Source organism: Paucimonas lemoignei, from assembly GCF_004342585.1.
Lineage (GTDB): Bacteria > Pseudomonadota > Gammaproteobacteria > Burkholderiales > Burkholderiaceae_D > Paucimonas > Paucimonas lemoignei.
This window is the reverse complement of sequence record NZ_SLZQ01000002.1, coordinates 355,937-369,970: the sequence shown is the minus strand read 5'-3', so window position 1 is coordinate 369,970 and position 14,034 is coordinate 355,937. Positions and strand designations below refer to the sequence as shown.

At 58.3% G+C, this 14,034-nt stretch carries 16 protein-coding genes; 10 read left to right on the top strand and 6 right to left on the bottom strand.

Annotated features, from left to right (window positions below; all coding sequences use genetic code 11):
- Window positions 1-149: 149 nt before the first annotated feature.
- The 6 genes from adk to EDC30_RS04950 form a co-directional block, all read right to left on the bottom strand.
- Complete coding sequence (gene adk, locus EDC30_RS04975) at window positions 150-806, bottom strand: adenylate kinase (protein ID WP_132257677.1); 657 nt, start codon at window positions 804-806, stop codon at window positions 150-152.
- A 157-nt stretch (window positions 807-963) separates the two neighbouring features.
- A complete protein-coding gene (gene kdsB, locus EDC30_RS04970; RefSeq protein WP_132257676.1) occupies window positions 964-1,716 on the bottom strand; it encodes a 3-deoxy-manno-octulosonate cytidylyltransferase in 753 nt (250 codons plus the stop codon).
- 74 nt (window positions 1,717-1,790) lie between these two features.
- Window positions 1,791-1,988, bottom strand: coding sequence for a Trm112 family protein (locus EDC30_RS04965; RefSeq protein ID WP_132257675.1), 198 nt, complete (start codon window positions 1,986-1,988; stop codon window positions 1,791-1,793).
- The gene (lpxK, locus tag EDC30_RS04960) at window positions 1,969-3,027 is read right to left on the bottom strand and encodes a tetraacyldisaccharide 4'-kinase (RefSeq protein ID WP_132257674.1); all 1,059 of its coding nucleotides are present in this window, start codon (window positions 3,025-3,027) and stop codon (window positions 1,969-1,971) included. The genes EDC30_RS04965 and lpxK overlap by 20 nt, the downstream gene beginning before the upstream one ends.
- A gap of 14 nt (window positions 3,028-3,041) precedes the next feature.
- Window positions 3,042-3,473: an ExbD/TolR family protein gene (locus tag EDC30_RS04955; protein WP_132257786.1), complete on the bottom strand. Its 432-nt coding sequence runs from the start codon at window positions 3,471-3,473 to the stop codon at window positions 3,042-3,044.
- A 21-nt stretch (window positions 3,474-3,494) separates the two neighbouring features.
- Entirely contained in the window at window positions 3,495-4,100 is a 606-nt protein-coding gene (locus tag EDC30_RS04950) for a MotA/TolQ/ExbB proton channel family protein (RefSeq protein WP_132257673.1), read from the bottom strand.
- Between EDC30_RS04950 and EDC30_RS04945 the strand changes: the two genes are divergently transcribed.
- The 10 genes from EDC30_RS04945 to EDC30_RS04900 all read left to right on the top strand — a co-directional run bounded on the left by EDC30_RS04945 (window position 4,083) and on the right by EDC30_RS04900 (window position 13,795).
- Entirely contained in the window at window positions 4,083-4,376 is a 294-nt protein-coding gene (locus EDC30_RS04945) for a hypothetical protein (RefSeq protein ID WP_165973733.1), read from the top strand. The genes EDC30_RS04950 and EDC30_RS04945 overlap by 18 nt on opposite strands.
- 78 nt (window positions 4,377-4,454) lie before the next feature.
- Window positions 4,455-5,816 (top strand): exodeoxyribonuclease VII large subunit, encoded by a 1,362-nt coding sequence (xseA, locus tag EDC30_RS04940; RefSeq protein WP_132257671.1) that lies wholly within the window; start codon window positions 4,455-4,457, stop codon window positions 5,814-5,816.
- A 100-nt stretch (window positions 5,817-5,916) separates the two neighbouring features.
- Complete coding sequence (sodB, locus tag EDC30_RS04935; protein ID WP_132257670.1) at window positions 5,917-6,495, top strand: superoxide dismutase [Fe]; 579 nt, start codon at window positions 5,917-5,919, stop codon at window positions 6,493-6,495.
- 321 nt (window positions 6,496-6,816) lie between these two features.
- Complete coding sequence (wrbA, locus tag EDC30_RS04930) at window positions 6,817-7,437, top strand: NAD(P)H:quinone oxidoreductase (RefSeq protein ID WP_132257669.1); 621 nt, start codon at window positions 6,817-6,819, stop codon at window positions 7,435-7,437.
- A gap of 216 nt (window positions 7,438-7,653) precedes the next feature.
- Window positions 7,654-8,061: a DoxX family protein gene (locus EDC30_RS04925; RefSeq protein WP_207907209.1), complete on the top strand. Its 408-nt coding sequence runs from the start codon at window positions 7,654-7,656 to the stop codon at window positions 8,059-8,061.
- A complete protein-coding gene (locus EDC30_RS04920; protein WP_132257668.1) occupies window positions 8,061-8,444 on the top strand; it encodes an OsmC family protein in 384 nt (127 codons plus the stop codon). The genes EDC30_RS04925 and EDC30_RS04920 overlap by 1 nt, the downstream gene beginning before the upstream one ends.
- Before the next feature lie 2 nt (window positions 8,445-8,446).
- Complete coding sequence (locus EDC30_RS04915; protein ID WP_132257667.1) at window positions 8,447-9,376, top strand: pirin family protein; 930 nt, start codon at window positions 8,447-8,449, stop codon at window positions 9,374-9,376.
- A 316-nt stretch (window positions 9,377-9,692) separates the two neighbouring features.
- Complete coding sequence (locus EDC30_RS04910; RefSeq protein WP_132257666.1) at window positions 9,693-10,871, top strand: cation:proton antiporter; 1,179 nt, start codon at window positions 9,693-9,695, stop codon at window positions 10,869-10,871.
- A 4-nt stretch (window positions 10,872-10,875) separates the two neighbouring features.
- Window positions 10,876-12,000, top strand: a complete 1,125-nt coding sequence (locus tag EDC30_RS04905; RefSeq protein ID WP_132257665.1) for a YbdK family carboxylate-amine ligase — start codon at window positions 10,876-10,878, stop codon at window positions 11,998-12,000.
- A gap of 181 nt (window positions 12,001-12,181) precedes the next feature.
- Window positions 12,182-13,795 carry a sensor domain-containing diguanylate cyclase gene (locus EDC30_RS04900; protein WP_165973732.1) on the top strand — a complete coding sequence of 538 codons (1,614 nt, stop codon included), beginning with the start codon at window positions 12,182-12,184 and terminating at the stop codon, window positions 13,793-13,795.
- The last annotated feature ends 239 nt before the right edge of the window (window positions 13,796-14,034 follow it).

Here is a 14,034-nt window from a genome sequence, read left to right as displayed (position 1 = left end):
TTTAACGACAAAGTTCAGGCACTACCATGCAAAAACTTTTCCGCGGCCCGTTTGCTTATTATTTTGTGCGGGCCAATCCTGGCGACAGCCGAAGCCGGCGGCAGGATCCCTGGAGATGCAAAAAAGCGGACCTGAAGTCCGCTTTACTATCAGTTTTCCAGCGCCGCGAATGCTGCCTCGCGGATCGCTTCGACCGGTCCGACGCCGGCAATCTTGCGGTATTTCGGCGCGCCCGGCTGGCCGGACTGCGCCCACTTGTTGTAGTAATCCACCAGCACTTCGGTCTGGTCATGATAGACCTGCAGGCGCTTCTTGACGGTGTCTTCCTTGTCGTCGTCGCGCTGGATCAGTTCTTCGCCGGTGACGTCATCCTTGCCTTCGACCTTGGGCGGGTTGAACTTGACATGATAGGTGCGGCCGGATGCCGGATGCACGCGACGACCGCTCATGCGTTCGATGATGGCTTCGTCGGGCACGTCGATTTCCAGCACGTAGTCGATCGCCACGCCAGCTTCCTTCATGGCGTCAGCCTGGGGAATCGTGCGCGGGAAACCGTCGAACAGGTAGCCATTGGCGCAATCCGGCTCTTTCAGGCGATCCTTGACCAGGCCGATGATGATGTCATCCGACACCAGGCCGCCGGCATCCATGACCTTCTTGGCAGCCAGACCCAGCTCGGTGCCGGCCTTGACGGCTGCGCGCAGCATGTCGCCGGTCGAGATTTGCGGGATACCGTATTTTTCTTTGATATAAGTGGCCTGGGTGCCCTTGCCGGCACCTGGCGCTCCCAAAAGGATGAGACGCATCGTATTTCCTAAAACAAGTTTTGAAACCAGTTGACATGTCCGGCGCAACATCAGCCAGGACATTTGATGTATTTATATGCTTTTATACCACACTACACTTGCACGAAAGTTACCACAGAAATTGATCAAACCGGGGGTTTGCACTGTTTTGCGGCATTCAATCATTAAAATGCTGTCTAACGCGATCCAGATCTTCAGGCGTATCGACACCGGCTGCCGGCGCACTATCAGTGACATGAACTGCGATGGGATAGCCATGCCAGAGTACGCGCAACTGCTCCAGCGCTTCAATTTGCTCCAGCGGCGAGACTTCCAGCCTGGGATAATTCTGCAGGAACGCATTGCTATAGGCGTATAAGCCGATATGGCGCAATGGCGCGTAAGCTGACGGCAGCACTTCCCTACTATTTGCGAACCCATCCCGATGCCAGGGAATCGTCGCGCGCGAAAAATATAAAGCGCGGCCAGCCTTGTCGAGCACTACCTTGACGACGTTCGGGTTGAACACCTCCGCCACCTCGGCAATCGGGTGAGCGGCAGTCGCCATCGGCACATCCGCTGCAATGCAACGAGCGGTTGCGGCAATCAGGGCGGGATCGATCAGCGGCTCATCTCCCTGCACATTGACGACGACAGCTTCGGGAGGCAACTTGAGCGCAGCCGCGACTTCGGCGATACGGTCGGTGCCCGATGGATGATCCGCGCGCGTCAACTGTGCGGCTACGCCATGCTGCCTGCATGCGGCAAGAATATCGGCATGGTCGGTGGCGACGACAACCTGGGTTGCACCGGACAGTGCGGCGCGTTCGGCCACCCGCACGACCATCGGTTTGCCGCCCAGATCGGCAAGCGGCTTGTTGGGCAGGCGGGTCGACGCCATGCGAGCGGGAATAATGACAGTGAAGGACATTATTTTATCTATATATACTGCGAGGCCCGTTGGCCGAACGGGCGGCCGACGGCGGGACTAGCCCGATATTTGAATTAATCAGCCAGCGGCGCGGATTCTGCCGGCTTGGCGTGAAGGTCACGCGCTTCGTCGGCCCACATGATGGGAATGCCGTCGCGGATAGGATAGGCCAGCTTATCAGGGTTGCAAATCAGTTCCTGAGCTTTCTTGTCGTATACCAGCGGGCCCTTGCAAATCGGGCAAACCAGAACATCAAGCAGGCGAGCGTCCACGAAGTTTCTCCAGTAGTTGGTCAAGCAATGCGCCTTCGATCCGGGCCGTTACCGGCACCACCCACAAACGGGGATCGTGTTTCAGCGCATCCAGTTGCCTACATTTTACTGCATCCTTCTCCGTGATCAGGATGACATCGGCGGATATTCCCTCAAATGGGTTGCTGGCGAAGTCGAAATGGTCGGGTAATGGCAATTCTTCAAACTCCAGCCCGCTCGCACGCAGCATGGCGAAGAACCGACCCGGGTTGCCGATACCGGCTGCTGCAGCGAGCTTGAGGGATTTTGTTTCTGGCGCCGAAGAGAAGCCTGGAGTATTCGCCTGCCACCAAGCGGTGAGCGCTTGCTTCTCGCCGGAATTGGATAGGCGCTCGGCGAACGTGCCATCAAGCCGCATGCGGAAAGCCGGCTGCGGCACGTTGGGCAGAGCCCCGCTGGTATTCACAACGGTGAAGTCGCGGCGGCGGCGGGCCGGTTCGCGCAAGGGCCCGGCTGGCAAAAGCCAGCCATTGCCGTTGCCGCGATCGTCGCATAACACGATCTCGATATCGCGCTGCAAGGCATAGTGCTGCAGACCATCATCCGTAATGATCAGATCGACTTCAGGGTGTGCTGCCAGCAAGGCACGGCCCGCCGCTGCCCTGTCGCGCCCCACCATGACAGGGCAAGCTGCGCGCGAGGCGATCAGGAGCGGTTCGTCACCGGCTTCCGCCGGTGAGGACTGGGCTGTTACGTGGTGCGTGGCAGCGGCGCTGGCGCCATAGCCGCGCGACACGACTCCTGGCGAATACCCGGCATCGCGCAAGGCTTTTACCAGCCATATTGAGAAGGGAGTCTTGCCGGTGCCGCCAACAAAAATGTTACCGACTACGATGACCGGTACAGGCAAGCGGGAAGACGCCAGCCAACCGGCGGCATACAGCTTGCGGCGCACTGCTCCGATTATGCCGAACAGCCAGGACAAAGGCAGCAGCGCCAGCGCCAGCGGGCCGCGCCGCATCCAGGCGCGGGGCAACAGGGATTCCAGTCGCTGACGCATCGGCGGCCGACGACCTACTTCTTGCCGCCGGTCTGGGCTGCGAAGGTGATCTTGGCAAAGCCGGCCAAGCGCGCGGCTTCCAGGACATTGATCACGGTTTGATGCGCGGCGGCGGCATCGGCGTTGATGATGATGACCGGGTCTTCCTGGTTGCCGCCTTCAGCTGCGGCTTTTTTCAAGTCTTCGGCCAGGCCGGCGGGATCGTGGTAAGCCACTTGGGCATTATTGATGGCGTAGCGGTTTTGCGCATCGACGCCAACATTGATTTCAACCGGCCGCTTGACCGATTTTTCTGCTTCCGCCGTGGGCAGCGTGATCTGCAGCTCGGTGAAGCGGCTATAGGTGGTGGTAACCATCAGGAAGATGAGAATCACCAGCAGCACGTCGATGAACGGAATCAGGTTGATTTCCGGTTCTTCGCGCATGCGCCCTTTGCGAAAATCCATTGCCATGCTGATTGCGCCTCTTTACTTGCGCACGCTATGCACGGTATCGACGAATTTCACTGCCTGCTGCTGCATGTCGACAATGAAGCTGTCCACCAGCGCGCGGAAATGGCGGTAGAAAACCAGGGTCGGCATGGCGATCGCCAGGCCAAAACCGGTGTTGTACAGGGCTACCGAAATACCATGCGCCAGTTCGGCCGGGTTGGTGCCGGTGGCATTTTGCGCGCCGAAAATTTCGATCATGCCGACGATGGTGCCGAACAGGCCCATCAACGGCGCCAGACTGGCAATCGTGCCGAGCGTGGTCAGGAAGCGCTCCAGTTCGTGCGCCGTGCCTTGCCCGGCTTCTTCGATCGATTCCTTCATGACATCGCGAGGCGCATCCACATTGCGCAAACCAGCCGCCAACACACGTCCCAGCGGCGAATTCTGTTCCAGCTTGGTCACGACATCGGCATTGACCTTGCCATTGTGATAAACACGGATCACTTCCTGCAGCAAATTGGGGGGCAGGATGCGGTTACGGCGCAGGTACAATAAACGTTCAATGATGAGGGTAAGCGCGATGACTGAGGCGGCCAGCAAAAACCAGATGGGCCAGCCTGCCGCTTGGATAATGGCGAACAAAAGACACTCCTCGATACGATGCAACAGACAAAAGCGCGGCATGCCGCGCAAGGTGAAGAATGTAACGTGTTGGGCCATTGTGAGCAAGCATCATTGGAATACAGGCCACAACAGCCGCAATGTGAACAAATAAGCAATTTCTACACAGTTTCTGTGGATAACTTTGTGGGTATTTCTCAAATGTTGATGAAAGTTATTGATTTAGAAGAACAATTTCCCATTGCACAGTATGCGAGCAGGAAATATTATTCTTTTAAATCAAACACTTACGATTAACAAAAGGAAATAAATTTCCAAAGTAAAAGAAATTGACAAAACTCAACCATTGTGGATAGGTGATTCAGGTCAAGGGTTATGAACATAGACAAAGTAGACAGTGAACCAAGTAATGAGCAGCAAGTTCTAAGCGTTTCGGCCTTAAACCAGACCGTGGCACGCATGCTGGAAAGAAATTTTCCACTGTGCTGGGTGGCGGGCGAGATCTCGAATTTCACACGTGCGGCTTCCGGCCACTGGTATTTCACGCTAAAGGATGAAGGCGCGCAGGTGCGGGCGGTCATGTTTCGCGGGCGTGCCCAATACGCCGGCTTCATGCCGAAGGAGGGCGACAAGGTCGAGGTGCGGGCGCTGGTGACGTTGTATGCGCCGCGCGGCGATTACCAGTTGAACGTGGAAGCGATGCGCCGGGCCGGCCTGGGCAACCTGTACGAAGCCTTCCTGCAATTGAAGGACAAGTTGACCCGCGAAGGCTTGTTCGATGCGGCACGCAAGCGTCCCCTGCCCATTTTCCCGCGCACGATCGGTATCGTCACCAGCCTGCAAGCCGCCGCCCTGCGCGATGTGCTGACTGCATTGCGCCGGCGCGCGCCGCATGTGCAGGTGGTCATTTACCCTGCCCCGGTGCAGGGCGAAGGCGCTGGAGCGAAAATCGCCGAGGCAATCCGCACTGCATCGGCACGCGCCGAATGCGATGTGCTGCTGGTATGCCGTGGCGGTGGCAGCATCGAGGATTTATGGTCGTTCAACGATGAAGACGTGGCGCGCGCCATTGTTGCCTGCAGCATGCCGGTGATTTCCGGCGTCGGCCATGAAACCGATTTCACGCTGGCGGACTTTGCCGCCGACCTGCGCGCCCCGACGCCGACAGCGGCAGCTGAACTGGCCGCGACGCCGCGTGTCGATTGGCTGGCCACATTGGAAGCGCATGCCGACGACCTGACACGCGCCCTGCGCCGGCAACTGGCGGATGCATCGCAAACGGTCGACTGGTACTCGCGCCGGCTGGTCAGTCCGGCGGCCATGATCCGCCACGAGCACCTAAAGCTCAAGGGCATGCAGGCGCGCCTGGCGCATGCCACGCGCGACCCGCTGACGCGCGCGCGCCACCTCCTGGCGCAGGCGAGCATTCGCCTGTCGGCCAAGTTGCCGGAAACGGCAACGCATCGCCGCCGGCTGCTGGATCATGCCCGTTGCCTGCACGGCGCCATATCCAGCCAACAGGCCCAGCGGCGGCTGGCACTGGCCGGCCTGGCGGCGCAGTTGGAACTGCTCAACCCGCAGCGGACACTCGAACGCGGCTACGCCATGATCACCGATGCGCACGGCAATATCGTGCGCGCGCCGTCACAAGTCCATCCGCGTCAGAGTCTCAGCTTGCGGCTGGCGAAAGGCACGGTGGATATCGGAGTTGCGTCCGTGCAGCAGACTTTGGAATAGACAAATTTGCAGTGGCTGATCCTGCAATCCTGTCGCATCCGTCATACAATAGCGACGCTTTCAAGAAAACCATCATTGCCAACCGAGAAAGGATAAGCTCATGGAACATACCTTGCCGCCGCTGCCGTATGCGATGGATGCCCTGCAACCGCACATTTCCAAGGAAACCCTGGAATACCACTATGGCAAACACCATCAGGCTTATGTCACCAACCTGAACAACCTGATCAAGGGCACCGAATTCGAAAACGCTTCGCTCGAAGACATCATCAAGAAATCTTCCGGTGGCGTATTCAATAACGCTGCTCAAGTCTGGAACCACACGTTCTACTGGAATGGCCTGGCTCCCAACGCCGGCGGCGCACCGACCGGCGCGCTGGCTGAGGCGATCAATGCCAAGTGGGGTTCTTTCGACAAGTTCAAGGAAGAATTCACCAAGTCGGGCATCGGCAATTTCGGTTCCGGCTGGACTTGGCTGGTGAAGAAGGCAGACGGCTCGGTCGATATCGTCAACACTTCCAACGCCGCTACCCCGCTGACCAGCGCCGACAAGCCGCTGCTGACCTGCGACGTCTGGGAACACGCTTACTACATCGATTACCGTAACGCCCGTCCTAAGTACATCGAGTCCTTCTGGAGCCTGGTGAACTGGGATTTCGTCGCGAAGAATTTCGCGTAAGCGGATTGATTCCAAACTAAGGAGCCTGCGCGGTTGCGCATGGCTCCTTATTTTTTTTGCGCTGAGGCTCAAGCCGCCATACTGGCGCGAATCGGGTTCTATCTCGCAAGCATGGGATTGCTCCTCAAAGATAGCCAGCAAAGCCGCCAGTCGAACCTTCCCGCGCTTGATTCCCCCAAAGCAAACCATCCACACATTTGTCTAGACACAAATCTCGCTTAAAAAGCCTGAGCTGGATGGAGCCTGCGTCCTCCTAATAGATCAAATCCACTATTTCGCCTTGCCTATTCCAGGCGGCGAGCGCAACCGACAGGAGGCCTTATGGCGATCAAGGTGCAAGTGGTGTTCTACAGTTCCCATGGCCATATCTATAAGATGGCCGAAGCCGTGGCAGCCGGCGCAAACGAAGTCGATGACGTCGAAGTCACACTCTTACAGGTGCCGGAACTGGTTCCTGACGACGTGCTGGAAAAATCCGGCGCCAAGGCGGCACGCCAGGCTTTTGCGCACGTGCCCGTGGCTACCGTCGACCACTTGCCGGAAGCCGACGCCATCATCTTCGGCACGCCTACCCGCTTCGGCAACATGTGCGCGCAAATGCGCAATTTCCTCGACCAGACAGGCGGACTATGGGTCAAAGGCGCGCTGATCGGCAAGGTGGGCAGTGTCTTCACCAGTACCGCCACCCAGCACGGCGGCCAGGAAACCACGCTGACCAGCTTCCATACGACCTTGCTGCACCAGGGCATGGTCATCGTTGGCCTGCCCTATTCTGAAGCCCGGCAGATGTCAATGGATGCCATCACAGGCGGCAGCCCGTACGGCGCCTCCACCATTACCGCCGGGGATGGTTCGCGCATGCCGAGCGAGAACGAACTCGCCATGGCGCGGTTTCAGGGCAGGCATGTCGCGGAAATCGCGAAAAAACTGGCGCAAAAATAATGTGAACCTGCCCTTCGGGAAGCCATGCAGATCCTTTCAGCATGAGCTTCCTTCACGGGGACGCCCTGCCGGCATTCAGGTGATTGTGCAGTGGAGTATCATGCAATTGGCTGCTAGTGCAGGCATCCCACTTGATGCTCGAACAGCTTGACGACACCAAGCCAGGCCGCGCCAGCGAGTCGGACCTATTGATTGCGACACCTCGAGGAGATCGGCATGGATAAGGTACTGGAAATCGCGGCAAGAATCTTGATGTCGCATATCTACATTATTTCCGGCTGGAGCAAGCTCAGTAACTTCAGCGGCACTTCCGGATACTTTGCGCATCTCGGGCTGCCCATGCCGGCGGTCGTTACGCCGCTTGTCATCCTGATCGAACTGGGCGGCGGGCTGGCCTTGCTGTTGGGCTTCAAGACACGCTGGGTCGCGGCCATGCTGGCGCTCTTTTCGGTTGCCACCGCAGTGGTCGCCCATACCAACTTTGCCGATCCCAACCAGATGAACAACTTCATGAAAAACCTCGCCATGGCAGGCGGCTATCTGCTGTTCGTGAAATACGGCGCAGGCGCGCCCAGCATGGATAACGCTGCCGCGCGCAAGCGTTCCAGCTTCCGGGATCTGTAATGGAAGTTACCGTACGAAAGGGGACGGGCAAGCTGCAGCATGTGGTCAGCATCGGATCGCACCGGCTGCTCACGGATGAGTCGGCGCAGCATGGCGGCGAAGATACCGGCCCGTCGCCGCACGACTTGCTGGCTGCATCGCTAGGTTCCTGCACCGCCATGACGTTAGTCTTGTACGCACGCCGCAAGGCATGGCCGCTGGAGGATGTGCAGGTACGGATCGAGCATGGCCAGGAAGGCGATGCCTACCTGCTGCGCCGCCGTATCCGTTATGTCGGCGATCTCGGTGACGTGCAGCGCGCGCGGCTGACCGAGATCGCCAATAAGTGTCCTATGCATAGAGTCCTGTCCGGTGAAATCCGGATTGTCACCGAAGAGGAGTAGCGATGTCGCTCGAATTCGATTTGCCACCCGATAGCGACCTGGAAGTCGTGGTAGTGCCGCGCACTCACGACCTGGGCGATAACTTCGAAGTGCGGCGTGCCTTGCCCTCGCGGCAAAAGCGCATGGTCGGACCATATGTATTTCTCGACCAGATGGGACCGCACGTGTTTTCCCCGGGACGAGGGCTCGATGTGAGGCCGCATCCTCACATCGGGCTGGCAACGGTGACCTATCTGTTTTCCGGCGAAATCCTGCATCGCGACAGTCTGGGTAGCGTGCAAGCCATTCGGCCCGGCGACGTCAACTGGATGACCGCCGGCAGCGGCATCGTCCATTCCGAGCGCACAGCGTCGGAAACTCGCCAGCATGAATCCTCGCTGTTCGGCCTGCAATGCTGGGTAGCGCTGCCGCGCGCGCAGGAGGAATGCGCGCCCGATTTCCGTCACACCGGCATCGATGCCTTGCCAGTGGAAGAAGGCGAAGGCATCACGGCGCGCATCGTCGCCGGCAGCTGCTTCAATCGTCGCTCGCCGGTGCAAACGCTGTCCGACTTGTTTTATGTGGACCTCCAGTTGCAGGCGGGCGCGCGCATCGAACTGCCGGCCGACTATACCGAGCGGGCCATTTATATCGTGGAAGGCAAACTCGACCTCGGACGCGACGGCGCTTTCGATGCCGGCGAATTGCTCGTATTAAAACCCGGCAAACCTGTCACGCTGGCGGCAGTGTCGGCGAATGTCAGAGCCGTGCTGCTGGGCGGCGAACCGATGGATGGCCCGCGCTACCTGACCTGGAATTTCGTTTCCAGTTCTGCCGACCGTATCGAACAAGCCAAGCAGGATTGGCGCGAACAGCGCTTTGCGCCAGTGCCGGGAGAGACCGAGTTCATCCCGCTGCCCGATCTGCCCGGCAAGCCGGTACGCTATCCCTGAATGCCATCCGCGCCCTGGGCTTGAACGAGAACCATCCAAGGCCTAGCGGTTGGCAAACTGCCTTCAGGCCAAAATCCGCGAATTATCCGGCTATCGCTGTTGATTTTGCCTAAGGGAATAGTTGGCATATAATCGCACGGCCGAGCCGCTCCACAGGCTCTATTCAACCGCTGCATTGCACCTATTACAATGGGTGAGCGGTTCCGCCAAAGTACGCCATTAAGGCGCGTCGTACCCAATCAATCAGGTCTATATACCTGCTGTCGTCTGCATCCCGCAGCCGGCAGGTTATGCAGCCCTCTCAAAAAGGAAAGCTATGCTCGAAACACTTTCGATTCCGCAAGAGCTTGCCTGGCCGTTTGCAATCGCCATCGGCTGGATGGTAGGTGAATTTGGCCATCGCTGGACCGGACTGCCCCGCATCAGCCTTTACGGTCTGGTGGGCTTCGTGCTCGCCAGCACGCAGATCGGCTTTTTACCGAAAAGCGTGGATGGCAACATGCTGGCGCTGGCCGACATTGCTTTCGGCCTGATCCTTTTCGAGCTTGGCTACCGCATCAACCTGGACTGGCTGAAGATCAATCGCTGGATTGCCGCCTCGAGTGCGGCGGAGGCGGTCGGCACCTTCGCGGCCGTCTATTACATCGCGACTTGGTACGGCACCACCACCCTGACCGGCCTGTTGCTGGCATCGCTGGCGATGGCGACTTCGCCGGCCGGCATCCTGCGCGTAGTCAACGAACAGTCCAGCTCGGGGCAAGTGACCGAACGCGCCCTGCACCTGTCTGCGCTGAATTCCGTGATGGCGGTATTTGCCTTCAAGGCAATCGTCGGTTACTGGCTGTTCCAGAGTTCCGGCAGCATCCTCAAGGCAGGCTGGAATAGCCTGGTGGTGCTGATCCTTTCCGCCGTGCTGGGCGCGCTGTTCGGCGTGCTGGTGCCGGCCTTGCGCAGGCGGCTCGGGAATGTCGGCACCGATGCGACGGTCAGCTTCGCCATCGGCGTCATCCTCCTGGTGGCGCTGTCGCATACCCTCGATTTTTCGCCGATCCTTTCCACCCTGGCATTTGGCCTGGTGGCGCGACACCGGCGCGAGACCCTGAGCCAGACGCAGCGTAATTTCGGCGTGCTGGGCGACCTGCTGGTTATTCCTCTATTCCTGTTCGTGGCCACCACGCTGCAGTGGCAGCAGGCGATGTCAGGCATCGTCCTGGGTTTATTGATCATTGTCGTGCGAATCATTGCCAAGATCGCCGGTGTTACGGTTTTTGCCCATGTCAGCGGCATATCCTGGCGCAAGGGCTTGCTCACGGGCCTGGCGCTGAGTCCGGCATCGGTATTCGCCATCCTGATCCTGGAGCAAACCCGTTTGAGTATCGATCTGATGACCCAATTGGCGCCGCTGGCGGCGATGGTGCTGGTGATGGAAGTCGCCGGCCCGATCCTGACCCAGCGCGCGCTGATCTGGGCGCGCGAAACATCCCACGAGGAGTAACACGATGCCATTGGAAACCTTCAATACTTCCGAGGCGCTGACCATGGGCGTCGAGCTCGAGCTGCAACTGGTCAGCCTGTCAGATTTCGACCTGGTATCGGCCAGCCCGGACATGCTGGATCTGTTGTCACGCAAGCCCTTCCCGGGCAACGTGACGCCGGAAATCACCGAGAGCATGATCGAAATAAATACCGGCGTGCACAAGGATTTCACCAGCCTGGTGGATGAATTGCAGCGTATCCGCGATACGCTCGTGCATGCGGCGGACAAGCTCAACATCGGCGTCTGCGGCGGCGGCACCCATCCCTTTCAGCTCTGGTCGGAACGGAAGATTTTTTCCAAGCCGCGCTTCAAGGAAGTCTCGGCGCTATACGGCTACCTCGCCAAGCAATTCACGGTGTTCGGCCAGCACGTCCACATCGGTTGCGCTTCCGGTGACGATGCGCTGTTTTTGCTGCATGCATTGAACCGCTACGTGCCGCACTTTATCGCCCTGTCCGCCTCCTCGCCGTTTTTCCAGGGGCGCGATACCCAGTTCAGTTCCGCACGCCTGAATTCCGTTTCCGCCTTCCCCTTGAGCGGACGCGCGCCCTTCCTGCAGAGCTGGCACGATTTCGAGCATGATTACTTCGCCCGCATGGAACATACCGGCGTGGTCAAGAGCATGAAGGACTTTTATTGGGACATCCGGCCCAAGCCGGAATACGGCACGATCGAGTTGCGCGTGTGCGACACGCCGCTGACCGTGGAACGGGCTGCCGCGCTGGCCTGCTATCTGCAAGCCTTGTGCCGCCACCTGCTGCTGCGCGAGGAACCCGCCCCTGCGGAAGACGATTACCTGGTCTACAACTACAACCGCTTCCAGGCTTGCCGCTTCGGCCTCGATGGCACCATCGTGCATCCGAAAACCCATGAAACGCTGTCGCTGCGCGAGGATATCCTGGCCACGCTGCGCCGCATCGACGAGCATGCCGCCGTGCTGGGCGGGCAGTCGGCGTTCGAGCACCTCTACCAGGAATGCCAGGCCGGCAACGACGCCAATTATTTGCGCGAACAATATCTTGCCACCGGCAGCGCCGAAGGCATGGTGGATTCAGCCATCCAGCGCTTCCGGCAGGGCTGCGCCTAGCGTAACGACGAAGACAGCGCGCAGTTTGTCAGGATATGGCGACACTGCGCGCCGCCAACCCGCTCAAATACTGGCTCTCAGGCTTAAAGGAGAGTAAAGTACGCCGAATTTACAAAAATAATCAAGGGGAAGTGCGATGCCGTTTCTGTCGCCAGAGCGGACATGCCAAATCGTTAATCGCATGATCAATGCCGGGCGTCTGGACGACTTGCTCGATCTGCTTTGCGACGAAATTCAGGCGCTGGGAGTTGCGGACGGCTATTTGATCAATTTGCTCGACGCTTCGGGCAAATCCCTTACCTGCCTCAAGCTGCGCTACCCCACCGAATTCCAGAACCTGGAGAAATCCTACCTCGGCTACAAATTCGCCCTGAATAACGGACAGCTGAATGCCCGCACGATGGCATCGGGTGAAGTTATGCGGGTCACCGAGGACAATGCCACCAGCGAGGAAGTGAATATCCTGCGCTACTGGAAAATCCGGGAAATGACAGGCGTGCCGCTTTGCGCCCCGGGAGCTCGGCCCGCCAACCCGACCGGAGTGCTGATCCTTCTTAAACAGGAAGGCTCGATTCCTGACCAGGATCTGGCCAGGGTCACCGAACTCGTGAATCTCTTTCACGGCAGTCTGTCGCGCTGGTTGCGTTTTGCGCATCTGGAAATGCTGCATGAGGAATCCAAGGCGAGCGTGGCGGAAAACCGGCGCCACCTGCAGTTCCTGGACGAGATGACCAGCCTGACTTCAGTCGACAAGATTTACGAATTATTCGCCAATGAGCTGTTTCGCCAGCTGCCGCTCGATCTCATCAGTTTTTCATTGGTCGAGGATGGGCAAATGTTCCCTCGCAAGGTCGTTGCCAGCAAGCCGAAATTCGAATCCGTGCGTCGGGAATGGGAAAACTATCTCAAGCAAAACCCTTATTCGCTTGATCCGACCAGCAGCGGCTCGGCGCACGTTTTACAGCGAAACAAAGTCATGCTGTTTCCCGATTATCGGGATATTCAGCATTTGCCGATGGCGCTCCATGACAGAAAATCCCTGGCCATCGTCCAGCAAGCGCGCACCATTCTGATTTCGCCTATCCGGCACAATAAAAAACCCATCGGCACCTTTTTAAGCTTCAGCCTTGACAACCCGGTGACACTGTCGAGCGCCGATCTCGACTTGATCGACTACCTGACCTCCTTCCTCGGCACGGCAATCACCAACAGCAAGCTGTACGAAACCAGCCAGGCACAGATCGCGGAAATCCGCCATCTGAATGAAATGCTCGAAGAAAAAGTTCAGGAGCTGGCGCAACAGGCTTCCACCGACCAGCTGACCGGCCTGCTGAATTTCCGCGCGTTCGAGCAGGAATTGAACAAGCGCCTGCACGAGGCATCGCGCTACGGCGGCAAGGATTCGCTGGCGCTGGCCCTGATCGATATCGATCATTTCAAGTTATTCAACGATACCAATGGCCATGCCGCAGGCAACGATATCCTGGCCATGGTCGCTGAAGAAATCGGCCGGCACATTCGCCAGTCCGATCAGGCATGCCGGTACGGCGGCGAAGAATTCGTCCTGATTTTGCCGCGCTGCGATCTGGAGGGCGTGCGCGCACTATCCGAGCGCATCCGTGCCTCCGTCGAAGCGCGCCGATTCGAAACCTGCGCCGGTCCCTGTTCGATATCCCTCAGCATCGGCTGTACGGTCTACCGCTCCGGCGATGACCGGCATACCCTCTTCAGCCGTGCCGACAAGGCACTGTACCGGGCGAAAGAAAGCGGCCGCAATACCGTCTGCGCGTTTTAACAACACCTGAAGACGCCATCACGCATCGGCGTCATTCTCTTCTCCTCCCCTTCTCTTTTTACTTCCTGACATTGCAATGAGCCCAAGGAAATCGGCATTTCCTTGTCGGCCTTACAGCAACATTTCTATATTGCATGCCGCTCTGACATAAGAATAAAAATTTCTTTGCGGATTGTTCCTCTTTGGCATTGACTCTGCACATCTCGTATTTAGAATGGGCAAGAATTACTGCAAGAAAG

What these genes read in the sequence shown, in the direction of transcription:
- adk (WP_132257677.1), bottom strand. Translation starts at nt 806, where the DNA reads ATGCGTCTCATCCTTTTGGGAGCGCCAGGTGCCGGCAAGGGCACCCAG.
- kdsB (WP_132257676.1), bottom strand. Translation starts at nt 1,716, where the DNA reads ATGTCCTTCACTGTCATTATTCCCGCTCGCATGGCGTCGACCCGCCTG.
- lpxK (WP_132257674.1), bottom strand. Translation starts at nt 3,027, where the DNA reads ATGCGTCAGCGACTGGAATCCCTGTTGCCCCGCGCCTGGATGCGGCGC.
- EDC30_RS04955 (WP_132257786.1), bottom strand. Translation starts at nt 3,473, where the DNA reads ATGGATTTTCGCAAAGGGCGCATGCGCGAAGAACCGGAAATCAACCTG.
- xseA (WP_132257671.1), top strand. Translation starts at nt 4,455, where the DNA reads ATGAACATAGACAAAGTAGACAGTGAACCAAGTAATGAGCAGCAAGTT.
- sodB (WP_132257670.1), top strand. Translation starts at nt 5,917, where the DNA reads ATGGAACATACCTTGCCGCCGCTGCCGTATGCGATGGATGCCCTGCAA.
- wrbA (WP_132257669.1), top strand. Translation starts at nt 6,817, where the DNA reads ATGGCGATCAAGGTGCAAGTGGTGTTCTACAGTTCCCATGGCCATATC.
- EDC30_RS04925 (WP_207907209.1), top strand. Translation starts at nt 7,654, where the DNA reads ATGGATAAGGTACTGGAAATCGCGGCAAGAATCTTGATGTCGCATATC.
- EDC30_RS04920 (WP_132257668.1), top strand. Translation starts at nt 8,061, where the DNA reads ATGGAAGTTACCGTACGAAAGGGGACGGGCAAGCTGCAGCATGTGGTC.
- EDC30_RS04915 (WP_132257667.1), top strand. Translation starts at nt 8,447, where the DNA reads ATGTCGCTCGAATTCGATTTGCCACCCGATAGCGACCTGGAAGTCGTG.
- EDC30_RS04910 (WP_132257666.1), top strand. Translation starts at nt 9,693, where the DNA reads ATGCTCGAAACACTTTCGATTCCGCAAGAGCTTGCCTGGCCGTTTGCA.
- EDC30_RS04905 (WP_132257665.1), top strand. Translation starts at nt 10,876, where the DNA reads ATGCCATTGGAAACCTTCAATACTTCCGAGGCGCTGACCATGGGCGTC.
- EDC30_RS04900 (WP_165973732.1), top strand. Translation starts at nt 12,182, where the DNA reads ATGATCAATGCCGGGCGTCTGGACGACTTGCTCGATCTGCTTTGCGAC.